The organism is Arthrobacter sp. GQ119 (assembly GCF_059759125.1).
In genome coordinates this window covers 135668-158807 of record NZ_JCAXEA010000013.1, presented here as the reverse complement: position 1 = coordinate 158807, position 23140 = coordinate 135668, and the positions used below count along the sequence as shown (strand labels likewise).

Annotated in this window: 23 protein-coding genes; 13 read left to right on the top strand and 10 right to left on the bottom strand. The window is 65.4% G+C overall.

All coding sequences use genetic code 11. From position 1 onward, the window contains the following. Together AC6CH3_RS13725 and nhaA are read left to right on the top strand one after the other, a co-directional pair. A partial coding sequence (locus AC6CH3_RS13725) for a hypothetical protein (RefSeq protein WP_498132963.1) occupies nt 1-214 on the top strand: 214 nt, incomplete at its 5' end. A gap of 204 nt (nt 215-418) precedes the next feature. Further along, nucleotides 419-1765, top strand: a complete 1347-nt coding sequence (gene nhaA, locus AC6CH3_RS13720) for a Na+/H+ antiporter NhaA (RefSeq protein WP_498132962.1) — start codon at nt 419-421, stop codon at nt 1763-1765. Between the two features lie 19 nt (nt 1766-1784). Here the strand turns inward: nhaA and ykgO are convergent, their stop codons facing one another. The 5 genes from ykgO to AC6CH3_RS13695 all read right to left on the bottom strand — a co-directional run bounded on the left by ykgO (nt 1785) and on the right by AC6CH3_RS13695 (nt 6096). Then, entirely contained in the window at nt 1785-1907 is a 123-nt protein-coding gene (ykgO, locus tag AC6CH3_RS13715) for a type B 50S ribosomal protein L36 (RefSeq protein WP_011693081.1), read from the bottom strand. 17 nt (nt 1908-1924) lie between these two features. Further along, nucleotides 1925-3031 (bottom strand): GTP-binding protein, encoded by a 1107-nt coding sequence (locus AC6CH3_RS13710; RefSeq protein WP_498132961.1) that lies wholly within the window; start codon nt 3029-3031, stop codon nt 1925-1927. A 48-nt stretch (nt 3032-3079) separates the two neighbouring features. After that, nucleotides 3080-4120: a hemolysin family protein gene (locus AC6CH3_RS13705; protein WP_498132960.1), complete on the bottom strand. Its 1041-nt coding sequence runs from the start codon at nt 4118-4120 to the stop codon at nt 3080-3082. Then, a complete protein-coding gene (locus AC6CH3_RS13700) occupies nt 4113-5474 on the bottom strand; it encodes a hemolysin family protein (protein WP_498132959.1) in 1362 nt (453 codons plus the stop codon). Before AC6CH3_RS13700 ends, AC6CH3_RS13705 begins: the two co-directional genes overlap by 8 nt. A 142-nt stretch (nt 5475-5616) precedes the next feature. Continuing rightward, nucleotides 5617-6096, bottom strand: coding sequence for a hypothetical protein (locus AC6CH3_RS13695; protein ID WP_498132958.1), 480 nt, complete (start codon nt 6094-6096; stop codon nt 5617-5619). A gap of 218 nt (nt 6097-6314) precedes the next feature. Here AC6CH3_RS13695 and AC6CH3_RS13690 point away from each other — a divergent pair, with 218 nt between their 5' ends. Further along, entirely contained in the window at nt 6315-7151 is an 837-nt protein-coding gene (locus AC6CH3_RS13690; RefSeq protein WP_498132957.1) for a histidine phosphatase family protein, read from the top strand. Next, nucleotides 7129-8145, top strand: a complete 1017-nt coding sequence (locus AC6CH3_RS13685) for an NAD(P)H-hydrate dehydratase (RefSeq protein ID WP_498132973.1) — start codon at nt 7129-7131, stop codon at nt 8143-8145. Before AC6CH3_RS13690 ends, AC6CH3_RS13685 begins: the two co-directional genes overlap by 23 nt. A 165-nt stretch (nt 8146-8310) precedes the next feature. Here AC6CH3_RS13685 and AC6CH3_RS13680 read toward each other — a convergent pair whose 3' ends face one another. Beyond that, on the bottom strand, nt 8311-8733 hold the full coding sequence (locus tag AC6CH3_RS13680) for an Hsp20/alpha crystallin family protein (protein ID WP_498132956.1): 423 nt from the start codon (nt 8731-8733) through the stop codon (nt 8311-8313). A 269-nt stretch (nt 8734-9002) separates the two neighbouring features. Between AC6CH3_RS13680 and AC6CH3_RS13675 the strand changes: the two genes are divergently transcribed. From AC6CH3_RS13675 to ctaD, 4 genes are all read left to right on the top strand, one after another. Then, nucleotides 9003-9422 (top strand): hypothetical protein, encoded by a 420-nt coding sequence (locus AC6CH3_RS13675; RefSeq protein WP_498132955.1) that lies wholly within the window; start codon nt 9003-9005, stop codon nt 9420-9422. Between the two features lie 167 nt (nt 9423-9589). Then, nucleotides 9590-9925 carry a LuxR family transcriptional regulator gene (locus AC6CH3_RS13670; protein WP_498132954.1) on the top strand — a complete coding sequence of 112 codons (336 nt, stop codon included), beginning with the start codon at nt 9590-9592 and terminating at the stop codon, nt 9923-9925. A gap of 47 nt (nt 9926-9972) precedes the next feature. After that, nucleotides 9973-10437, top strand: coding sequence for a DUF4383 domain-containing protein (locus AC6CH3_RS13665; protein ID WP_498132953.1), 465 nt, complete (start codon nt 9973-9975; stop codon nt 10435-10437). A gap of 225 nt (nt 10438-10662) precedes the next feature. Next, nucleotides 10663-12414: an aa3-type cytochrome oxidase subunit I gene (ctaD, locus tag AC6CH3_RS13660; RefSeq protein ID WP_498132952.1), complete on the top strand. Its 1752-nt coding sequence runs from the start codon at nt 10663-10665 to the stop codon at nt 12412-12414. 65 nt (nt 12415-12479) lie between these two features. Here the strand turns inward: ctaD and AC6CH3_RS13655 are convergent, their stop codons facing one another. After that, nucleotides 12480-12818 (bottom strand): hypothetical protein, encoded by a 339-nt coding sequence (locus AC6CH3_RS13655; RefSeq protein ID WP_498132951.1) that lies wholly within the window; start codon nt 12816-12818, stop codon nt 12480-12482. Between the two features lie 683 nt (nt 12819-13501). Here AC6CH3_RS13655 and AC6CH3_RS13650 point away from each other — a divergent pair. Then, the gene (locus AC6CH3_RS13650) at nt 13502-15742 is read left to right on the top strand and encodes a S9 family peptidase (protein WP_498132950.1); all 2241 of its coding nucleotides are present in this window, start codon (nt 13502-13504) and stop codon (nt 15740-15742) included. A 9-nt stretch (nt 15743-15751) separates the two neighbouring features. Here AC6CH3_RS13650 and AC6CH3_RS13645 read toward each other — a convergent pair whose 3' ends face one another. Beyond that, the gene (locus AC6CH3_RS13645; protein WP_498132949.1) at nt 15752-16168 is read right to left on the bottom strand and encodes a YkvA family protein; all 417 of its coding nucleotides are present in this window, start codon (nt 16166-16168) and stop codon (nt 15752-15754) included. Nucleotides 16169-16306: 138 nt separating this feature from the next. On the opposite strand from AC6CH3_RS13645, the gene AC6CH3_RS13640 reads away from it, so the two are divergent. The 3 genes from AC6CH3_RS13640 (at nt 16307) to AC6CH3_RS13630 (ending at nt 20522) form a co-directional block, all read left to right on the top strand. Beyond that, a complete protein-coding gene (locus AC6CH3_RS13640) occupies nt 16307-17002 on the top strand; it encodes a peptidoglycan-binding protein (RefSeq protein ID WP_498132972.1) in 696 nt (231 codons plus the stop codon). Between the two features lie 7 nt (nt 17003-17009). Next, a complete protein-coding gene (locus AC6CH3_RS13635; protein ID WP_498132948.1) occupies nt 17010-19550 on the top strand; it encodes a zinc metalloprotease in 2541 nt (846 codons plus the stop codon). Nucleotides 19551-19718: 168 nt separating this feature from the next. Beyond that, nucleotides 19719-20522 (top strand): class I SAM-dependent methyltransferase, encoded by an 804-nt coding sequence (locus tag AC6CH3_RS13630; RefSeq protein WP_498132947.1) that lies wholly within the window; start codon nt 19719-19721, stop codon nt 20520-20522. A gap of 68 nt (nt 20523-20590) precedes the next feature. Here AC6CH3_RS13630 and AC6CH3_RS13625 read toward each other — a convergent pair whose 3' ends face one another. After that, nucleotides 20591-20965: a DUF7793 family protein gene (locus tag AC6CH3_RS13625; RefSeq protein ID WP_498132946.1), complete on the bottom strand. Its 375-nt coding sequence runs from the start codon at nt 20963-20965 to the stop codon at nt 20591-20593. A 183-nt stretch (nt 20966-21148) separates the two neighbouring features. On the opposite strand from AC6CH3_RS13625, the gene AC6CH3_RS13620 reads away from it, so the two are divergent. Continuing rightward, nucleotides 21149-22756, top strand: coding sequence for an ATP-binding response regulator (locus AC6CH3_RS13620; protein ID WP_498132945.1), 1608 nt, complete (start codon nt 21149-21151; stop codon nt 22754-22756). Nucleotides 22757-22869: 113 nt separating this feature from the next. On the opposite strand, the gene AC6CH3_RS13615 is transcribed toward AC6CH3_RS13620, so the two are convergent. Continuing rightward, on the bottom strand, nt 22870-23031 hold the full coding sequence (locus AC6CH3_RS13615) for a hypothetical protein (protein ID WP_498132944.1): 162 nt from the start codon (nt 23029-23031) through the stop codon (nt 22870-22872). Nucleotides 23032-23140 lie beyond the last annotated feature (109 nt).

The window sequence follows — 23140 nt, the reverse complement described above, 5'->3', positions numbered from 1 at the left end:
GATGCTGATCGGCGGGCTGGGCTTTGACAGCTCGAACCCGGCGGCCATGCCGCCGACCGGGTGGACCGAGGTGTGGGAAACTGCCGGCGGGCAGATCGCCGAGCAGGCCAGCAGTGTTCAGGCCACCGCCGGGGCCACCGGAACCGCCACCTGGAACTTCAGCTCCGCCAAGGCAGTCGCCGCCTGGCGCACCGCCCTCAAACCCGCGGGCTGAGCGTCGCCGACACTTCTCACTGCAAATAGAGACCATGAGGCGTTCGAGGTGGTCCTCTGGGTAGGCCCGGAGGACCACCTTGGGCGCCAACCCGCGGGGGGCTGGCCTGAAAATATCCCGCTTGCACCCCCTGTACACTGGTTGAAGGTGCGCCGGGAAGTCTGGTCGGCAGTGTATTTGCTGACCCGAATTTTAGGACGTTCCATGAGCCAGTCACCTCCCCCCGCTCCGCCGCGCCCCACCGTCTTCGCACGCGGCAGCTATGCCGAAGCCCTGCGCATCGGGGAGATTTTGCGCAAGGAGACCGTAGGCGGCGCGCTCCTGGTTGCCGCCGCCGTCATCGCCCTGGTGTGGGCAAACTCCCCCGCCTCCGCGAGCTATTTCGCGCTCAGGGACTTTAAGTTCGGGTACGAGCCCTGGCACCTGGAACTGAGCCTCGGCGCCTGGGCTGCGGACGGACTGCTGGCCATCTTCTTCTTCCTGGTGGGCCTGGAGCTTAAGCGTGAGTTCGTGGCCGGCGATCTGCGCCAATTCAGCAAATCGGTGGTCCCCGTGGCCGCGGCAGCCGGCGGCGTCCTGGTTCCGGCCCTCATCTACGCGCTAGTGAACATCAGCAGTCCGGAGACGATCAGGGGCTGGGCGATCCCGACCGCAACCGACATCGCCTTCGCCGTCGCCGTCCTGGCGATCATCGGCTCCCACCTGCCCAGTGCCCTGAGGATCTTCCTGCTCACCCTGGCCGTGGTGGATGACCTGCTGGCTATCAGCATCATCGCCATCTTCTATTCCTCGGACATCCAGGCCGTTCCGCTGCTGCTGGCCTTGCTTCCCCTCGGGCTGTACCTGCTGCTGGCCCAGAAATTCCGCCGGTTCTTCGGGACCCATAATGCTGCCGCCTGGCTGATCCTGCTGCCGCTCGGGATAGTCACCTGGGCACTCGTGCATGCCTCCGGCATCCACGCCACAGTGGCCGGCGTGCTCCTCGGCTTCGCCGTCCCGGTCATCCGATCGCGGGCGGGAGGCGGGCCGGCGGCCGGCCCCGGCCTGGCCGAGATCTTCGAACACCGGTTCCGCCCGATTTCAGCGGGCATTGCGGTCCCTGTTTTCGCCTTCTTCTCCGCCGGTGTGGCTGTTGGAGGCTGGGACGGCCTCGGCTCGGCATTCACCAGTCCGGTGGCCGTGGGCATCGTCCTGGCGCTGGTCCTCGGCAAACCGGTCGGCATCCTGGGCACCACTTGGCTGCTCACCAAAGCCACCAAGGCCCGGCTGGACGGCTCGTTCAAGTGGATCGATGTCTTCGGCGTCTCACTCCTCGCAGGCATAGGCTTCACTGTTTCGCTGCTCGTGGCGGAGCTGAGCTTCGGTCATGGCAGCCTCCATGATGACCACGCCAAGGTCGGCATCCTCGCTGCTTCCCTGCTGGCTGCTCTGCTGGCCACGGCAGTGCTGCTGACTCGGAACCGCCAATACCGCCGGGCCGAAGAAGAGGAAAAGATCGACTCCGACCACGACGGCATCCCGGATGTTTACCAGGCGGAGCGGAACAACTGACCGTTGCCGCCCCCGTGCATCACCCCTGGCGTGCTTTCATGCGCGGGTTCTTCTTGTTGATCACAAAGGTCCGGCCGCGGCGGCGCACTATCTGGGCGCCGGGAATCTTCTTCAGGGCACGGAGGGAGTTTCGTACTTTCATGGCATGTTCCTATCGGGTTAGAGGGATGTGCTGAGTTCAAAGGGGTCGTGGAGGGAGTCGGCGCCCTCCTGCATTTCCGAGCTGGTGAGTTCGCAGCCGGCCAGAAGTTCCGCGGCGTCGCTTTCGGTGATGCCGTCGCCGGTGATGGCCAGGACAGTGCCGCGGTCCCCCACGGCCGGATCCCAGTCCAGCATCGCGTCGGTGCTCTCCAGCTGATGGGTCGCAGGATGCAGCATTCGGTCGGCCGCCCAGGTTCCGGTGCTCTCCAGCCAGACCCGGGGACCTATGCCGCGGATGGAGATCCTGCACTGCGGCGCCGAGGCAACCCACAGCCTGCCCCGCATCCAACAGTTCGCTTCCGCCAGTCTCGGCAGTGCGTGCCGGAATCGCCCGGGATGCAGGGGCTTCCGGCTCGTGACGAGAACCGTGTTGAACGGCGCGGCCGAGGCGGCCGGGATCTGCACGGAACCCGGGGACGAGCGCGCGGCTGATTCAGTCCGGTCGTGGCGGCCCAGTGTGAAGTCGGCGGTGATTTCGGCGATCCGGGCATGTGGGGCAAGTTCGCGGGCGAGCCGGACTCCCCGGTCCCGGACCGCAGCATCCATGGCCACGAGCTCCGGGGTCACGAGCAGGACCGTGTCGCTGTAGAGCAGTTCCCCGATGAGGAACTCACCCGGCGTCCGCTCATCCCTGTGCGCCGGTGTGTACCCCGATTCGAACAGCGTGTGGCCGTCCCAGATCTGGTCTTCAAGTGCCCCGGGGTCGCAGGCGATCACCGTCGAATTGATGTGCGGCCCATCCGAATTCCTGCCCAGTTCCTCCAAGAGCGCGGCGGCAGACGCTCCGGACGGCAGGCCAAGGATCACGTGGGAATCGCCGCCCTCGAGCAGCCGCCGGAGTGTCGGCACGACGTCCAGCCGAACTGTGCAGCTCAGGCACCCGTGTTCCAGCACGGTTTCGTCGCTCTCGGCAAGGAGACCCTCGCGGAACACCCGCCGCACCACCCGGCCTCCCTCATGGAGGTCGTGAAGCACCACGGCCGCTCCGGGGTGGGCCGCTGCCACGGTTTCACACGCCTGCTGCCGGCAGAACACGTCGAGGGCACTGATGATTGTAAGAAGCATGCGGCCAGCCTACATGAGAATCATTCTCAAAAGAAATGCCAACCGGACTCAGGCGCTCGTCGCGTCCTGCACCTCGCCAACAAGTTCCTCAATGATGTCCTCAAGGAACAGCACCCCGGTGGTGTTGCCGTGGGCGTCGAACACTCGGGCAACATGAGCACCCGTGCGGCGCATGGTGGCCAGGGCGTCCTCGAGTTCGCTGCCGCCGAACGCGGATGCCAGACGGCGGATTCGCTTGGCGGGAACTGCCTGGTTGAACTTCGCCGGAGCGGTGAGGTCCATGACATCTTTCAGGTGCAGGTAGCCGGCGGGCTCGCCGTCGTCATTGGTGAGGATGTAGCGGGAGTAACCGTGTTTGGCCACTGCCTGCTGGATGTCCGCCGGGGTGGACGAGGCCGGCAGGAGCACCATCTCGCGGATGGGGACCTCGACATCGGCCACAGTCTTTTCCGTGAACTCGAAGGCAGCGGTGAGGGCGCCGCTGGCGTCCGTCAGGACTCCTTCCCTCGTAGACTGCTCCACGATGTTGGCAACCTCATCCAGCGTGTAGGCACTGGTGGCCTCGTTCTTGGGTTCCACCCTGAACAGCCGAAGGATCGAGTTCGCAATCCCATTGAGCGTCCAGATAACCGGCTTGAAGATCCGGGCAACCATCACCAGTGGCGGAGCGAGAAGGAGTGCCGCGCGGGTGGGGACAGAAAACGAGATGTTCTTTGGAACCATCTCGCCCAGGACCACGTGCAGGAACGTCACGAGCAGGAGTGCCGTGACGAAGGCGATGATGCCGATCGCCTCACCAGACAGCGAGGTCAGGCCGAGTGGGATTTCCAGCAGGTGGTGGATGGCCGGTTCGGAGACGTTCAGGATCACCAGCGAACAGACGGTGATGCCGAGTTGGCTGGTGGCCAGCATCAACGTGGCATGCTCCATTGCCCACAGCGTGGTCTTTGCGGCTTTGCTGCCGGCCTCTGCCTTCGGCTCGATCTGTGAGCGGCGGGCGGAGATGACGGCGAATTCGGCGCCGACAAAGAAGGCGTTGACCACCAGGAGGGCGGCGAGCCAGATGATGCCGGGAAGGTATTCACTCATGGGTCAGCTCCTGTGTGAAGCTGTCAACAATTTGGTCGTGGCGGCTCTTGGCCGGTCCCTGAGCGGCGTCTGGAGTGAACTTCAGTCGCTCGACGTGGGTGCCCACCACGCGCTCAACCCTGAGCGTCCCGCCGTCGATGGCGACTTCGTCTCCCAGTTCCGGAATGCGATCCAGCTGATCCGTGACGAATCCGGCCACGGTGTCATACTCTTCACCGTCCGGAACGGCGATGTCCGTCCGGTCCAGGAGCTCGTCCGGGCGGAGGGCTGCATCGAAGGTGACGGAGCGGCCGGTCCGGACGACGCCCACGCGCGCCCGGTCGTGCTCGTCCTCCAACTCACCGACAATCTCTTCAACGAGGTCTTCGAGTGTGACGATGCCGGCCGTGCCGCCGTGCTCGTCCGAGACGATGGCCACCTGCAGGCCCTGCTTCCGGAGCAGCACCAACAGGGAATCGACGCCCATGGATTCCGGTACCCTGAGCGGTTCGATCATGAGATCGGAGGCGGTGACGCGGCCACGATCTTCCAACGGCGCAGCGAAAGCCTGCTTGACGTGCAGCACGCCGAATACGTCGTCCCGGTCCCGGCCGATCACCGGAAACCGCGAGTAGCCGGTAGACGTGGCAAGGTTGACGATCTGCTCGGCCGTGTCATCGGCATTGACGGCAGTCATCCGCACGCGGGGTGTCATGACGTCCGCCGCGCTGTGGTTCGAGAACCGCAGGGTCCGGTGCAGCAGAGCCGCGTGGTCCAGGTCAAGGGCACCTTCCAGGGCCGAGCGGCGCACGAGTGAACTGAGTTCCTCCGCGCTGCGGGCTCCGGAAAGTTCCTCCTTGGGTTCAATACCGACGGATCTGATGATCGAATTTGCCGTGTTGTTGAAGAGCAGGATGACGGGCTTGAAGACCGCCGTGAACAGGGCTTGGAACGGCACGACCACCTTCGCCGTCGCCAACGGGAGGGCCAACGCGAAGTTCTTGGGTACAAGCTCGCCGATCACCATGGAAAAGACCGTGGCGATGAAGATGCCGGCCACCGCGCCAATCCCGGGCACCACGGCTTGAGGGAGGCCCGCGGCGAGCAACGGCCCGCTCAGCAGCCTGCTGATGGCCGGTTCAAACGTGTAGCCGGTGAGGAGGGTGGTCAGGGTGATGCCGAGCTGAGCGCCGGAGAGGTGCGTCGAGGTGATTTTCAGGGCCTTGATGGTGGGCGTGAGGCGCTTCTCGCCACGGGCCTGGCGGGCCTCGAGGTCGTTGCGGTCCAGGTTGACCAGCGCGAATTCCGAGGCAACGAACAACCCGGTGCCGACCGTGAGGATCAGGCCAATCCCGATCATGATCCATTCATACATTCGGGCGCCCCTCTCCGGTGATGACCGGTGATCCGGTCAGGACGTCGAGGGGCCAGGGCATATGTGAAGGAGGGTCGTCCATAGTGCATTCCAGTCTAGCTGACCCAAACCGCCCTTCGCTCTGGGTGAAAGACCGTGCTGCCTAGCGGTACCAGCCCACCGCCCGGTCGTAACGGCATTCAAGCGCACCCGAGCCTGGGGCAGAGCCTCCCCCAGTCGGAAAGTAGATGGCGCCGAAGTCCGCGCCCGCGGCTTCAATCCGCCCCTGCGCCCAGATCTGGGCAGCCTCGAGATCTGTCTCCGGGACGGGCTCCCGGGTGGTGTGGTCCCCGCCGAAATGGATATCCAGCTGATACTCTCCTGGCTGCGACACACCGGGGTGATGGGCCGGATCATTCTCATCGCGCCGGCTGATCGCCACCTCGGCGGAGGCATGGAGGATGGATGGCTTGCTGGCGGCGCCGCCGCGTTCCTGCTGCTTCATCCGCATGCCCGACACCACGCTCTCCACGGTGTCTTCCTCTGTCACTACGTAAGCGGAGCCGCTGACGTCGTCCTCTGAGCCGCCGACACTTTTCAGGTGTTGCCCGAACTGTTCGGAGCTGGATTGCTTGGAGTTCATGCGCCCTCCTTGAGGGTTTTCGCGGCGATTGCCGACGCTTCCCACCCTAGACCTACTACGGGCCGCCACCACCGTGTTGGAGGAATTGAAATTGTCGGAGTTCTGCACCGGCTGCGGCCGCCGCCTTGGCTTGGACGGGGTTATTTTGCTGACAGTGCGGGTACGGCGCTAGTAACGTGGAGCAATCGCAGGCCTAGGCCGGACCGGGAGTGGACATCATGGGCGTTGATGGACAAAGCAGCAGCGAACAACACAGCAATGGACAGCGCCATGACAGCCGGCGCACCGACGGAACCGTGCCGGCAGGCTGGACCGCGGGAGCGGTAGAGCTCATTTTGGTCCGGCACGGTGAGAGCGAGGGCAACGTGGCCGCCACGGCCGCCCAGGAGTCCGGAGCGGACGTGATCGACGTCCCCGCCCGTGACGCCGACGTCGAACTGTCGGCTACTGGGCGGGAGCAGGTGCAGGCGCTGGGCCGCGCGCTGGCGCCGGTCCCCGAAGAGCTGCGTCCCGACGTCGTCATCTCCTCCCCGTACATGCGCGCATATCAGACCGCTGCAATCGCCGCAGAAACGGCCGGCTGGTCGGTGGCCATCCGCACGGACGAGCGGCTTCGGGACCGCGAGCTCGGCATCCTGGACATGCTCACCAGCCTCGGCGTGGAGAACAGGCTCCCCGAAGAGGCAGAACGACGGCGGTGGCTGGGCAAGTTCTATTACCGCCCGCCGGGCGGGGAATCCTGGGCGGACGTGGCGCTGCGGCTGCGCTCCGTGCTCGGCGAGCTGAACGCACTGGGCAGCGGCCACCGGGTGATGCTGGTGTGCCACGACGCCGTGGTGCTGCTGTTCCGCTACGTCCTGGAGGGCATGTCCGAGAGGGAACTGCTGGACATCGCCGCGGGCACGACGGTCCTCAACGCATCGGTCACCCGGTACGTGCGGCCGGACGGGACCGGGCCGTGGACACTCGAGAGCTTCAACGTGGCGGAGCACCTCGAACAGCAGGGTGTGCAGGTGACCGAGCATGCAGGGGATGCCGGTGTCCACCCGCGGTGAGCCGGCGTCCGCTGGGGCCGACGCTTCAGAGGATGCGGCTCCGGCGCTGATCACGCCGTCGCTGCTGCGCGACTGGCCCCTCCCTGCTGCCGGCGCGGACAAGTACTCGCGCGGCGCCGTGCTGGTGATCGGCGGTGCACGGCGGACTCCCGGCGCCGCCCTGCTGGCAGGAACCGCTGCGCTTCGTGCCGGCGCAGGCAGGCTGACCCTCGCCGTGGCGGAATCCGTGGCTGTGCAGCTGGCCGTCACGCTTCCGGAGGCCGGGGTGATCGGCCTCCGCGAAACCGCCGGCGGCTCCCCCGGCTCCGACGGCCTCCAGGCTCTGTTCGAGGACTTCGATTCCGCGGACGCCGTGCTGATCGGCCCGGGCCTGGACGACATCGACGGCACGGAGGCGCTGCTGCGCGAACTGCTCCGGCACGATCTGCTCCGGCACGATGCCGGGCGGACCGCCGGGAACGCCGATGCCGGCGCCAAAACCGCAGGCGTCGACTCTGCAATCATTCTCGACGCCTACGCCCTGGGCTGCCTCCCCAAGCTGCTCGACGACCTGGGGCCATGGGCCGGCCGCCTGATCCTCACGCCGAACCCCACGGAGGCAGCAATCCTCCTGGACCGGGAGACGGACCTGAAGGCCGACGACGACGGGCTGGCCGCCGCCGTCGTCGAAATTGCCGAGAAGTACCGGGCAGTGGTGAGCTGCCAGGGCCTGATCGCCCGCCCGCGCGGCGGCGACGCCCCCGAAGCTGCCAACCGCTGGAAGATCACCACCGGATTCGGGGGCCTGGGCACCTCCGGCAGCGGGGACATCCTGGCCGGTGCCATCGCCGGGTTGCGGGCACGTGGCACCACCGAGGCGCAGGCCACGTGCTGGGGAACGCATCTTCACGCCGCGGCCGGGGACAAGCTCGCCAGCAGGCTGGGGAGCCTGGGTTTCCTGGCTCGGGAGCTGGCCGATGAACTGCCGCCGCTGATGATGGAGCTGAACACATAGCCGGTGAAATTGGTGTGGCCCCGGGCCGAGGCCCGGGGCCACACCCCACGGGAGAAATCCGGATACTTCTGCCTGTGCGCTATCTAGCGCGGTGGCGTGCTCCCGGGCTAACCGCCCCATTAGGCAGATAACACGTTCGCCGGACCCTCCCTGTCCTGTGCGGGGCTATGCGGCAATCTCGTGCTTTGACCCCTTGGTTTCAATCTGGATCTTACGCGGCTGGGCCTTCTCTGCGACAGGGATGCGCAGCGTCAGCACTCCGGCGTCGTAGCTTGCCTTGATGCTTTCGACATCCAGGGTGTCCCCCAGGATCAGCTGCCGGCTGAACACGCCGCGCGGACGCTCGGAGGCTATCATCTCGGTGTCTTTGCCTGCGGGGTCGGGGCGTTCGGCCTTCACCGTCAGGACGTTCCGTTCAATGTCCAGATCCACGGAGTCGGCGTCCACACCGGGCAGATCGAAGGCCACAACAAATTCCTTGTCCTCCTGCCACGCGTCCATCGGCATCGCCGCCGGGCGCGCCACCGTACCTAGGACCTGCTGGGCGAGCCTGTCCAGCTCGCGGAACGGATCGGTTCGCATCAACATGGCTTCCCTCCTCAGGGCGAGTCGGTCTGTTAACTTCCACCCATCCGATCTATATCGTCTGGTATAGATTTTTTATAACACCAGAGACAGGACTCCGCAAGGGGTTTTATAGCCTTTCCGCAGACGCCGGCCCCGGCAGGGCGCGGGCATCCGGCAATCCGGAATCCGGAGGCCAACTCTTGCTTACGCGACAGGCCAGGGTTATTTTAAGCGTAGCTTCAGCTCAAGCAGACAGGGCGCAGAGGCCCCCCGCAAAGAGGAGCGCGTCAATGTCGACCATCTCCAACGCCCACCGACCAGGAGGGATGCAGCGGCCGTCCGAGAACAGGCCCTGGTGCTCGGAATGCCGCACGGACGAACATCTCATCGTCGAGTCCATCGAACCCTTGCATCCTCCACAGGCGGACATGGTTGACGTGTCGTACACCTGCATCGAATGCGACTACTTTTATGCCCACCCGGCGAACGTGCATGACGTGGCCGCCGTCCTCAACCGCCACGGGCAGGTGATGGGGGTCCTCCAATTCGGCGGCGAGTATTTCCACTGCGGCACGCCCATGTCGGTCAGCCATGGCACCAGCAGCATCCCCGGCACGGAGCTCCCGCGGCGCCACACCATCCACGACGTCCACCTGCCGACGCGCCTGCTGCGGTGCGGGTGCGGCTTTCAAATGGAAGTTCCCGACTGAGGCGGCACCGTCCAAATCGGAGCGCCCCCTACCGGACCTGCTGTTTGCGGGGCGTTGAGGACCGCGTGACCAGAATCTTGGCTGCAGGCAGTTTACCAAGGATGCTTAGTAGTTAATGCTAACCATGCTTACTATATTGTTGCAGCATCGACCAAGGAGATGGATTAATGCGCAGATTGATCGTTCTGACCTTTGCCGTTCTTGCCGTGATTGCTGGCTCATTATCAGTGGCCGTGCCGTCGCATGCCGCACCCTCAGCTTCCTCTTCCACGGCCTATATGCCGCTCGAAGCCGCGGACGCCCAGGCGGCTGAAACGCCTTCCCCCCCTGAGCCCTCCGCGACGCCTTCCGGAAACCCTGTCAATCCGGGGACAGGCGAGCCCGCCGAATCCGAGTCAACCCGCCTTAACTATGCCCCGTACGTCATTGGAGGCGTCGTCCTGATCACCCTCGTCGTGGCCCTGGTTTGGTGGCGGCGCCGCGGCAACAAAACGATGGTCTGAAGTCTTGGCTGCCATTCGGCGGCCAATCAAATAAGGAGAAAGGGAAAATGGCTACTACAAATCCAGCAGCCGGAGCCAGAAGCCGACTGCAGCTTGCAGCCCAGGTCGTGGGGGCAGTCTTCCTGCTCATCGGCATCTTGGGCTTCATTCCCGGGATCACGACCAACTTCGGGGGGCTGGCTATGGCCGGACACACCTCGGAGGCGATGCTCCTCGGCGTTTTCCAGGTTTCCGTCCTGCACAACATCGTGCACCTGCTCTTCGGGGCTGCCGGCCTGCTCCTGGCCCGCACCCCAGGCCAGGCAAAGAGCTTCCTGCTCTACGGCGGAATTATTTACCTGGTCCTCTGGCTGTACGGCCTGGTCATCAACCTCAACACCCCGGCCAATTTCGTGCCGTTTAACACTGCGGACAACTGGCTGCACTTCCTGCTGGGCGTTGGCATGGTTGCCCTGGCACTGCTGCTGTCCCGGGAGGGCGTTCGCGCGCCGCGCACCCGGACGGGACACTGAGGCAGCAGATATGCGGTGGCTCCTGCAACCTAGCGGGGCCACCGCACTTCTGCGCCCAGGTCTGGGCGCAGTTGCGCGGGACACTTTTGCGGGACCCGGCACTTTTGCGCGACCCCGGCACGGGCTATTCTGATCGTGTCGGTTCCGTGAACCGAAACTGGTTCCGGCCGGCACCGCAGCTCTAGAAGCGGGCCCCTGCAACGCGATGCCCAGGAGTGGCTGACGATGTCCGGATATCAGCAACCAGCCGTTTTGACCGGCACGGGCGCCACCCCCGCCGTGCCTCAACGCATGGGCCAAATGGTCGTCAAATGGATCACCACCACGGATCACAAGACCATTGGCTACTTGTACCTGATCACGTCCTTCGTGTTCTTCTGCCTCGCAGGCGTGATGGCGCTGGTCATCCGTGCCGAACTCTTCGAACCCGGCATGCAGTTGCTCGTGACCAAAGAGCAGTACAACCAGATGTTCACGATGCACGGCACCCTCATGCTGCTGATGTTCGCCACCCCGCTCTTTGCCGGGTTCGCGAACGTCATCATGCCGCTGCAGATCGGCGCCCCGGACGTTGCCTTCCCGCGGCTGAACGCCCTGGCCTACTGGTTCTTCCTCTTCGGCTCAACCATTGCCGTGGCCGGCTTCATCACCCCGCAGGGTGCCGCCTCGTTCGGCTGGTTCGCCTACGCACCCCTGAACAACACGACGTTCAGCCCCGGTGTCGGCGGTGACCTGTGGGTCTTCGGCCTGGCGCTGTCCGGTTTCGGCACCATCATCGGCGCCGTCAACTTCATCACCACCATCATCTGCATGCGGGCCCCGGGCATGACCATGTGGCGCATTCCCATCTTCACCTGGAACACTCTGGTCACGGCGGTCCTGGTGATCATGGCGTTCCCGCCCCTGGCCGCCGCGCTTTTCGGCCTCGGCGCAGACCGGAAGTTCGGCGCGCACATTTATGACCCGGAAAACGGCGGCGCCATCCTGTGGCAGCACCTGTTCTGGTTCTTCGGCCACCCCGAGGTGTACATCATCGCGCTGCCGTTCTTCGGCATCGTGTCTGAGATCTTCCCGGTCTTCAGCCGCAAACCGATCTTCGGCTACAAGGGCCTGGTCTACGCAACGATCGCCATCGCCGCCCTGTCGGTGACCGTGTGGGCGCACCACATGTACGTGACCGGTTCGGTGCTGCTGCCGTTCTTCGCATTCATGACCATGCTCATCGCGGTGCCCACCGGCGTGAAATTCTTCAACTGGATCGGCACCATGTGGGGCGGTTCGCTGACGTTTGAGACGCCAATGCTGTGGAGTCTGGGCTTCCTCGTCACGTTCCTCTTCGGCGGCCTCACCGGCATCATCCTGGCCTCCCCGCCGCTGGACTTCCACGTCTCTGACTCGTACTTCGTGGTGGCGCACTTCCACTACGTGGTGTTCGGCACCGTGGTGTTCGCGATGTTCGCCGGCTTCTACTTCTGGTGGCCGAAGTGGACGGGCAAGATGCTCAACGAGCGCCTCGGCAAGATCCACTTCTGGATGCTGTTCCTGGGCTTCCACGGCACGTTCCTGATCCAGCACTGGCTGGGCGTGCTCGGCATGCCGCGCCGCTACGCGGACTACATGATCGAGGACAACTTCACCGGGATGAACCAGTTCTCCACAATCTCCTCGTACCTCCTCGGGGCGTCACTGATCCCCTTCCTGTGGAACGTCTACATCACCGCGCGCAGCCGCGAAAGGGTGATGGTGGACGATCCCTGGGGCTTCGGCGCATCGCTGGAGTGGGCAACTTCCTGCCCGCCGCCGCGCCACAACTTCACGTCCCTGCCGCGCATCCGTTCGGAACGGCCGTCCCTGGACCTGCACCACCCGGAACTCCGGGTACGCGAACACGAAACCACGCACTCCCCGGCCGCCGACATGCTCGGGGCTGCGGACATTGGATCCCGCGACGTACGGAGTCCCAGCCCCGACGAATAGGCCGGCGGGCAGGGAGCCCCGACGAATAACGGGCCCCGACGAGTAGCTGACGAGTAGCTGCCGGGTTATGCCGCGACTGCCAGTGATGCCTGCCGTGCGGAGGATTCCAAGCCGGCGCCGGCCGGTGCCAGGACGCGGACGTTGCATTCAGACTGCTGCGGGTCGATCGATACCGGCAGGTGGTGGGATTCGGAGCACTTGCGGAGCTGCTCCAGGGCGGACGCTTCGACGTGCGCGTGGCTGACATCCACAACCAACTTGAGGCCTTCCCTCAGATGATTGGCGCGCTTCATAACGACGTAGAGAGCCTGGATGCTTCGGGCGGTTACATTTCCCTGCGCGGCGACTTGGGCTTCGCCGCATTCGAGATCGAGTCGGACCAAGACCTTGAGCTTATCGTTCAACAGAACATCTCCCCTCATGCATGGCCGCGACGCTGCGACCGGAAACCACATTAGCCCGGATGTGACTCAGGTAACAGCAAAAAGACAGAATGTTGCAGAATTGACGCAACATTTCGTATTTCCTATTTCCTGCACGGCCTGTGCGAAGCGACGACATGAAAACGGCGGCCGGGTGAGCTTGCCGAGAACTTCAAGCAAGGTCACCCGGCCGCCGGAAAGATGGCCGCCACCGTCAAGGCGCCATACGGCGGGGGTCAAGCAGGAAGGACTGCTTAGTCCCTGGTGGGGTCCGGGCGCAGCGGGGTCGGACCGGGATCCGGCACGGGAAGCGGACCCGGCGGTTCGGGGGTCGGGAACGGGCTGGGCGGCGGTGTGGGGCCGGAAGGGTCGGGCCCGTTCGGATTGGGCCGCATGGGATCGGGACCCGGTTCCGGCGGGAATGGCTCGGGTTCGTGCACTGGCGGAATTGTCATGGCTGCCCCTCGGCTGCTCGATTGTTTCCGGTTTGCGGACGCGAGTTCAGGATACGCCCCCGCCCTGCGGCGGGGACAGGGTTCGGGCGGGACGCACTTTCGCGGCCCCCGGCCCCCGGCGCACTGCCCCGAGCCGACTGCCCGGCTGTTGCTCTCCCCCGGTAGCGAACGGCCGCCCCATTTGTCAGGGCGGATCTATATATTGAGGGAATGACCCAGACTCCACTGCAGCACTCCGCAGACAACTCCGCCGCGGCCTCCCCTGCGCCCCCCGTCGCCAGGAAAGTGCCTGCAAAGCGCACCCACCACGGCGACACATTCGTGGACAACTACGAATGGCTCCGGGAGAAGGATTCCGACGAGGTCGTGGCACACCTGAAGGCAGAGAACGCATACCAGGAAGCCGTCACCGCCCACCAGGAACCGCTGCGGGATGCCATCTTCAAGGAGATCAAGGGCCGGACCCAGGAGACTGACCTGTCTGTCCCCAACCGCAAGGACGGCTGGTGGTACTTCAGCCGGTCGGTGGAAGGCAAGGAGTACGGCATCCAGTGCCGCGTCCGCGCCCAGGACACCGGGGACAGGGTGGCCGACTGGACGCCCCCGGCCGTGGAGGCCGGCGTCGAAATTCCTGGCGAGCAAGTCCTGCTGGACTGCAATGTGGAGGCCGAAGGCAAGCCCTTCTTCTCGGTGGGCGGCTCGGCCGTGACAGTGGACGGGCACCTGTACGCCTACGCCGTGGACAACTCGGGCGACGAACGCTTCACGCTGCACATCAAGGACCTGCGCACCGGAGACCTGCTGCCGGACGTGATCGAGAACGTCTTCTACGGCGTCTCTTTCTCCCCGGACGGCACCCGGATCTTCTACACCGTGGTGGATGATTCCTGGCGGCCGTACCAGGTCAAAGCCCACGTGCTGGGCACGCCTGTCTCCGAGGACGAGGTGATCTACCAGGAGGACGACGTCGCCATGTGGCTGGGCTTCGAGCTCTCCTCCGACCGGCGTCACCTCGTGCTCGGGATTGGCTGCTCCGAGTACAGCGAAACGCGGCTTCTGCGATTTGACGACCCCTCTGCCACGCTCACCACCGTGATCTCCCGCGACGAGCGGGTCCTATACGAGGCCGAACCGTTCCTGCTCGAGGGCCCTGACGGGCAGAAAGCTGAACGCATCGTCATCACGCACAACCGGAATGCCGTGAACTCGATGGTTTCACTGGTGGACCCGGCCGAACTCGCAAAGCCGCTGGCCGAGCAGCAGTGGACCACCGCCGTCGAGCATTCCGACGACGTCCGCGTCAACGGCGCGGGGGTCACCTCCACGCATCTGGTGGTCTCGGTCCGGAAGGACACGATCGAGCGCGTGCAGGTGATTTCCTTGGCGGGGCTCGGTACGCCTTCCCAGGAGGCCCCCGTCGAACCCGCGTTTGACGAGGAGCTGTACACGGCCGGAGTTGGCGGCTCCGATTACGAGGCCCCGGTGATCCGGCTGGGCTACACCTCCTACTTCACGCCGTCGCGGGTCTATGATTTTGTGCTTCCCACTCCGGAGCAGCCAGCCGGCGAACTGCTGCTCCGCAAGGAAAGCCCGGTGCTCGGCGGCTACGACGGGAACGACTATTTGGCCACGCGGGAGTGGGCCGAGGCCGAGGACGGGACCAGGATTCCCCTCTCCGTGCTGCGGCACAAGTCTGTTGCCCGGAACTCCACCGCGGCCGGTCTGGTCTACGGCTACGGCTCCTACGAGTTGAGCATGGATCCGGGCTTTGGCATCGCCCGGCTGTCGCTGCTGGACCGCGGGATCGTCTTCGTCATCGCGCACATCCGCGGCGGCGGCGAACTCGGCCGGCACTGGTACGAGAACGGGAAGAAGCTCAGCAAGAAGAACACGTTCACGGACTTCATCGCCGCCACCGACTGGCTGGCGGCGTCGGGCTGGGTTGCGCCCAACCGGATCGCTGCCCTTGGCGGCTCGGCCGGCGGGCTGCTCATGGGTGCCGTGGCCAACCTCGCTCCGGAGAAGTACGCCGCCATCGTGGCCGAAGTGCCGTTCGTGGATGCGCTGAACACCATTCTTGACCCGGAACTGCCGCTGTCGGCGCTGGAATGGGAAGAATGGGGCAACCCCATCACCGACCCCGCGGTGTACCAGTACATGAAGTCGTACACCCCCTATGAGAATGTCCGCGAGGCCGCCTATCCGAAGATCGCCGCTGTGACGTCCTTCAACGACACCAGGGTGCTCTACGTGGAACCGGCCAAGTGGGTGCAGGAGCTGCGCAACAAAACCACCGGATTCGAGCCGATTGTCATGAAGATCGAAATGGACGGCGGCCACGGGGGTGCCTCCGGCCGGTACGTGCAGTGGCGCGAACGGGCCTGGGATTACGCGTTCATCGCCGACTCCCTCGGCGCCAGGGAGCTCCTTCCGGGCGCCGGGCTCAAGTAGGCCTCACGGCTACGCTGCGGCAACCCCGGCCAGGCGCTGGACCAGAGCCAGGCCGGCCGGGCTGCCTGGCCAGTGGCGTTCCAGCGGCTCCTTGCCGGCTCCGCGGATGACGGAGCGCAGCACCCACGCCACGATGATGACATCGTCGGCGTAGCCGATCACAGGCAGGAAGTCCGGGACCAGATCGATCGGCATCAAAAGGTACACCAGCAGCAGAACCAGCCGCACCCGGAGTCCCCGCCGCAGGGCCCGATCCGAGGTCAGTCGGCGCAGCAGGGTGAGCAGGTCCGGCAGCAGCCGTATGGCTTCCTTCATTCCCACCGTCTCCGGGTGGCGACGGGCGTAATAGGTCAGCAGGACCAGCAACACTGCGTAGACCAGGGCGATCCCGCCGATGACGGCAACCACCGGCTCCCACCAGTTCATTCTGCGCGCACCTCCTGCGTCTTCCCGGCGATAGTCATCATGCTTAGTATTGTGCAGTGGCATCTTCGGTGCACCTGTCCGCTGGGGGCAGGGAAACCGGTGCCGGAACTGGAGCATAGCGTGAGCAATGAACAGGACATGACGCCGCTTTCCGATGACGAGCTCAACGCCCAGGCAGGCACTGCCCTGCCCGATAAGGAAGTCGCGTCAGTACTCGACCTCAACGCCGACCTCGACCTCGGCATCAGCGCGGCTGCGCCGATCGACCTCGCTGTGGCGGCCAACGCAAACGTTGCCGCCCCGATTGATGCCGCAGCGTCAGCAAACATCCTCTCATTCGGCTCCGAGTCGCAGGCTCTCGCCGATCAGGGCGTCATCATCAACCAGGGAATTACGGCCGACGCCACCGCCGAATCGACCCAGGACAGCACCATCACCCAGGGCAGCGGGACGGCAGATGACGGCACGGCCATCGACGGCGGCGAGGTGCTCGAGGGAACACTGCCGGATGGCACGCTCCCCGATGGCACACTGCCTGACGGAACACTGCCTGACGTCGGTGCCGTACCCGTGGATCCGGCAGCGGCCCTGGACGGCGACCTCTTGAACGTGAATGTGGACCTCGCCGCCGACGCCGACATCGCCGCGCCGATCAACGGCGCCGTGGCAGCCAATGCCAACGTGGCCGCCCCGATCGATGCCGCTGTGGCAGCCAACATCGGATCCATCGACAGCGACGCCTTCGCAGTGGCACAGCAGGACGCCATCATCAACCAGAACATTGACGGTTCAGCAACTGCCACGGCCGACCAGCAGTCCGACCTAGAACAGTAAATCCTCGATGAGTATTGCGCCCGGCGGGCCGTCCAATCCGGACGGCCCGCCGGTTCCCTCCCTTGCCGCCGTCGGTACCCATCAGCGCGAGGTTCCCGTCCGCGCAGAGGGCGTCGAGCTGATCGGCGAGGCCAAAGGCTCCGGCTACCGGGAACCGCCGTTCCTGGTCCGCCGCTCCGATGGCCAGGCCATCCAGCTGACCAGTCTGTTGTTCCTCGTGCTGGAGGCCATCGACGGCAAGCGGGACACCACGGAAATCGCAGAACACACGAGTCTCCGCTTCGGGAAATTGGTCAGCGCCGACAATGTTCAAACGCTGATCGAGGGCCAGCTGCTGCCGCTGGGGCTGCTCCGGCTTGCCGACGGTTCCCAGCCTGTCGTCCGGAAGGCTGACCCGCTGTTGGGGATGCGCTTCCGCTACACGGTCACCGACCCGGAACGGACGCGGAAGCTGACGTCGCCGTTCGCTGTGCTCTTCCATCCGGTGATCGTGGCGGCAGTGACAGCAGCCTTCGTGGCCTCGTGCTGGTGGGTTCTCACGGTCAAGGGGCTGGCGTCCGCCACTCATGACGCCTTCGCCAACCCCGGCCTGCTGCTGCTCATTTTCGCCATTACTGTCCTTTCGGCCGGCTTTCACGAGTTCGGCCACGCAGCCGCCGCCCGCCGCGGAGGGGCCACGCCGGGAGCGATGGGAGCGGGCATTTACCTCATCTGGCCGGCCTTCTACACCGACGTCACGGACTCATACCGGCTGGGACGCGGGGCCCGGCTGCGGATCGACCTCGGCGGCCTGTACTTCAACGCGATCGTCGCCGTTGCCATCATGGGGCTTTGGTGGGCCACGGGCTACGACGCGCTGCTGCTGGTGGTGCTCACGCAGATCCTGCAGATGGTCCGCCAGCTCCTGCCCCTGCTCCGCTTCGATGGCTACCACATCCTCGCCGACGCGACCGGCGTACCGGACCTGTTCCAACGCATCAAGCCCACGCTCCTGGGCCTCCTGCCTTGGAACTGGCGCAAGCCAGAGCCGGAAGCACAGGCCCTGAGGCCGTGGGCCAGAGCTGTCATCACAGCCTGGGTCCTGGTCACCGTGCCGCTGCTCCTGGCCAGCCTGGTGCTGATGGTCCTTGCCCTGCCTCGGCTGCTGGGCACGGCATGGGTCAGCCTTCAGCATCAAGGCGCCATGCTCGCCGGCAGCTTCACAGGCGGCAACTTTGCCGATGCCGCAGTACGATTCCTGGCGATTATCGCCGTCGTTCTGCCTTTGCTGGGCATCGGCTACATGCTGGTGCGGCTGGTGCGCCAGCTGGGCGCTGGCCTCTGGACGAAGACCCGCGGCAGGCCGCTGCAGCGGGGCACGGCCCTTGCCGCCGTCGCCGCCGTCCTTGCCGGGCTCACCTGGGCGTGGTGGCCCGCACCTGACACGTACCGGCCGGTGCAGCCTTACGAACGCGGAACGCTGTTCGATGCGACGGCCGCCATCTACCCTGCATTGACAGGAGGTTGGTCCGGGGCACCCCTGCAGGAGGGGCGCGAGGGTAAAACAGTGGCGCTGTGGCCCGAAGGCGCCGAACTGCCCACCCGCGACAAACCTCAGCTCAGCATGGTGCTGGTGCCCCGGCAGGACGCGCCGGCTCCTTCCGACGCCGGTGACCAAACGGGCCCGCGTGGGGCAGGTGACCAGGCAACTCAACCCGCAGCCCGGGACGGGCAGGGCGCGGCGCCGTCGTGGGTTTTCCCCTTCGACAAGCCTCCGGCACCTGAGGAGGACGGCAACCAGGCCCTCGCGGTGAATACGGCCGACGGCTCGGTGACGTACGACGTCGCCTTTGCCCTTGTCTGGGCCGAGGACGGACCGGTGGATACGCGCAACGAGGCTTACGCCTTCGCCAGCTGCGCGGACTGCGCTGCGGTGGCCGTTGGCTTCCAGGTGGTGCTGATCATCGGCCAGGCTGACGTTGTGGTGCCGGAGAACCTCTCGGCCGCCGCGAACTACAACTGCGTCCGGTGCCTCACCTATGCCCTGGCCAGCCAGCTGGTCCTGACGCTGGACGGTCCCCTGAGTGCCGACGGCATGGCGCGGCTCGCCGAACTGTGGGAGGAGATCGCCGGGTTTGGCCGCTCACTCCAGGGCGTCCCCCTGTCCGAGATTCAGGGGCGGCTCGAGGCGTACAAGCAGCAGATCATGGACGTCATCCGGAGCGACCCGAGTGCATCGCCCGGCACGAACCCTGCACCGGCAACAGGCACAAGCCCGGATCCGACGACCGGAAGCGGGCAAACGCAGCCGCCGCCGTCCGGAGCGTCCACAGCAACTCCAGCGCCTGTTCCCGGGGCGTCTGGGCCCGGCGCTCCTCCTGCCCCGGCGCCATCCGGAATAGCCCCCGCTCCGATGTCCACGGCTCCCGCACAGCCTCCTGCACCGGCCCCGTCGTCGGGTCCTGCAGGGCCGCCGGATCCTACCGGGGCGGAGGCACCGGCTGACCCCGCGCCGGCCACGCCGACCCCGGACGGAACGGCCCCCGTCACCGAGGAGCCGGTCCCCTAGCCCGGATCGAAGCAGCCCAGATCGGTCCCCTAGCCCAAATCGATGCAGCCCAGATCGGTGCAGCGGCGGGTCCGTCCGCCGTCCGTTTGCCGGAAATGGCCGCCTGCAGGGGTCCCAGGCGGCCATTTCCGTCACATGGCTCCGGCAAAATAGCCCTATATTTGGACCGTGCTCTCATCCCTGAAGAAATACTTGCTGGTCCCCCGACTCGTGAAGCTGTCCGCCGAGGCGCCGAAGGATCCGCATGCGGCCTGGGACCAGTACTGGGCCAACGTCACCAGCACCGGCGCCCAAGGAGACGTCTTGTGGGACTCCGGCGACGACCACGAACTGCTCGGCCACCTGGAACACCTGAAACGGCAGATGCACCCGGAGCTTCCCATCGTGGACATCGGCTGCGGCGACGGGGCGTTCAGCCGTCGGCTGGCGGCCCACTTCCCCCACGTTCTGGGCGTGGACGTGGCCGACAGCGCCATTTCCCGTGCCCGCGCAGAATCCGAGGGAATGGAGGGCATCTCCTTCCTGACAGCGGACATGACAGCGCCGGGAGCCGCACGCTTCGCCGCCGCGGCTCTGGACGCCGCCGGCATACCGGGGGACGCCAACATCTTCATCCGCGGTGTCCTCCACGTGCTGAAACCCCGCGCCCGGGCTGCCCTCGCCGAGCAGCTGCACCAGCTGGTGGGCAAGCACGGCCGCGTCTTCCTTGCCGAAACAGACTTCCGGGGCAACGCCGTCGAGTACGTCAGCCATCTTGGTGCCACGCGCCACGGCATACCGGCGCCCCTCGCGGCTGCGATCCGCGGCCTGCCGATGCCCGGACGCTTCGGGCCGGCCCAGCGCGTACGGGCTTTCCCCGAGGCCCGCTGGGATGTGGTGGAGGACGGGCCAACCGTCATCGAAACCCGCCCGCTGACCTCCACCGAGCCGGAACGGATCCCGGGATACTTCTCCGTGCTCCAGGCCCGCTGACCGCGGCACCCTGAACAGCCGGCTGGAACAGCCGGCCGGAGCAGCCGATGGGGAATGGCCGCTGCCCGTTACGTGACTTTGAGCCAGGCCAGGGCGTCACGCTCCGAGGTGAAGAACTTCGTGGGGCACGGAACCTTGTTGATGCCCAGAAAAAAGTTGGCGAGCACCCGATCCACGGGCGAGGAGCCGAGCAGCGCGATCCTCGACGCCTGGCAGGGGCGCCCGAACACGGTACGCGCTCCGCGGCTCACCTCCGCGGTTGTGGCCATGTCCACGAGCATGGGGTGGCGGTTTACGCCGCAGAGGGCATTCACCTCCTCCATGGCGGATTCCGCATCCGCTTCGGTGATTCTGGAACCACGAGCCCAGGTCAGCCGAAGGAGGCCTTCGGCGTCCAGGATCAGATCAAACAGCGTGTTCCGGCCGCTGACATCGGCATTCATTATTGAGACCCCCACGGTGTTGACGAGACAGTTATCAAGCTACCGTCCGCCCCGGCCGCGGCCAATGGCGGTCCGAGGCTGATAATGTGAGTCGAAAATCACGGTAGCCGCACGACGACGCGCAACACGGGGGGCATAGTGGTAAAGGCACCGGGGGAGAGTGTTTCCGGACCGCGGGTAGCTGTGGTCGCAATTCCTGATGCGGACCTGCTGGCCGCCACGGGAAGCGTCCTCACTGCTGCCGGCTTTACTGTCCATTCAGCGGCCGACGGCGGGACGCTCGCCATGGAGCTGGCCCGGACGGATGCCGCCATCGTGGTGCTTGATCCCCGCCTGACGGATGAATTTTCCTGGGAGGGCACGCCGGTGCTGCTCCTCGTAGACCTCACGGACGACTTCGACCTGTCCCAGCTGGAGCCTTGGGGCGCTGCTGATTACATTGCCCGAAACGCCAGCGCGCAGGAACTGGTCCACCGCGTGGAAACCCTGATCGCGCGGGCACAGAAACGCCGCCGAATCAGGGGGGAGGCCGAGGCCCTGCGCGAAAGCCTGCGCAACGTCTCCGCGGCCATCCGCGGCACCAACAGCCCGCAGCAAATGGCCGGGCACCTGGTCCGGGGCTTTGGCGAGTCGCTCGGCGCGGACCACGTTTGGTTCACCAGTTTCCAGGATCCCCGAGTCCCCCGGATCACCTCGCAGTGGTGCAGGCAGGGCCTGCCACAGCTTCCGGACTCGCTCGGCTCCTACGAGGATGCTGCCCGGGACCTGGCCAAGTGCCTGTGGTCCGAGGCCGAGGTCCTCGCGGTGGCCGACCACCAGGCGGAACCCGCACCGCCCCGCACCGAAGGGCTGCAGGAATGGTTCGGGCCCGCCAATGCGCGCTCGTCCGTCCTGGTCCCTGTCGGCGACAACGACTCGGCGCTCGGCATCATTTGGATCGCGCAGCTGGACACACCACGCGAGTGGACTCGCGCCGAAATCGCCCTTGTCCAGCACGTTGCAGGAAATCTGGCGCACAGCCTGATCCAGGGCCATCTCATCAGCGCACAGGTGCAGGTCCTGCAGCAGCTCCGGGAACTGGATAAGGCCAAAACCGACTTCCTCGCCACCGTTAACCATGAGCTCCGCACCCCGCTGACCTCCATCACCGCCTACCTCGACATGATCCGCGACGGCGCCGGCGGTCCGGTACCGCCGGGCATTGAATCCATGATGGAGGTCATCTCAAGGAACTCGGACCGGCTGCGGCGGCTCATCGAGGATCTGCTCACCGTGTCGCAGCAGGATGGTTCCGGGCGCCTGCACCTCAAGCACGTGGAGCTGGGCCAGGTTCTGAGAATCGTGGTTGCCGCACTGCGCCCGCTGGCTGAAGCGCGCAACGTGGTGATCATGGGCGCCGATTCCCACGAGGACGTGAAGATCCGGGCGGACGAAACGCAACTCGAACAGGTCTTCACCAATATCGTGGCGAACGCCATCAAGTTCACGCCCGACGGCGGGAGGATCAGTATCAGTGTCATGCTGGCTCCCGCCGGGGACGGAAGCCCGTCGGCCGTCGTTCGGGTCGCGGACACCGGCGTCGGAATTCCCGAGCAGGAAATTGCCAAGGTCTTTACGCGCTTCTATAGGGCGTCAAACGCTTCCTCTGCGGCGGTGCCCGGCAGCGGCCTCGGTTTGGCAATAGCCTACGATATTGTGCGGCGCCACAATGGCTCCCTTGAGATGAAGTCATCACTTGGTTCGGGAACCACAGTGTCGGTTTATCTGCCGGTCGCCGGACCTGAACAGTAGCGACTCTTCGGGGAGCGGCGGACTCCAAACAGCCATACAGGATGCAAAATAAAACTGCCCCGGGAGCATAAAGCCCGGGGCAGTTTTAGTGCGTCTTTACGTAGAGACCGGAATTAGTTGGGCCACGAGCCGATGGTGGAGTAGCTGACGGTGGTGGTCTGGGATGAGGACGTGGTGGTGTCCTTGTCCTTCTTCGGCGCGGCATTGGCAGGAGCAGCGAAACCTGCTACCGCCAGGATGCCGGCCATCAAGAGTGTTGCGGCAAATTTCTTCATTCCGCTGATCCTTTCCTATAGTGAGGTGCATACGGTTACGGCGTCAGTATACGGTTCTTTCCTCAAGTTTCTGCAAGGTTTTTACAAGGATTATCTGCTAGTGAAAATC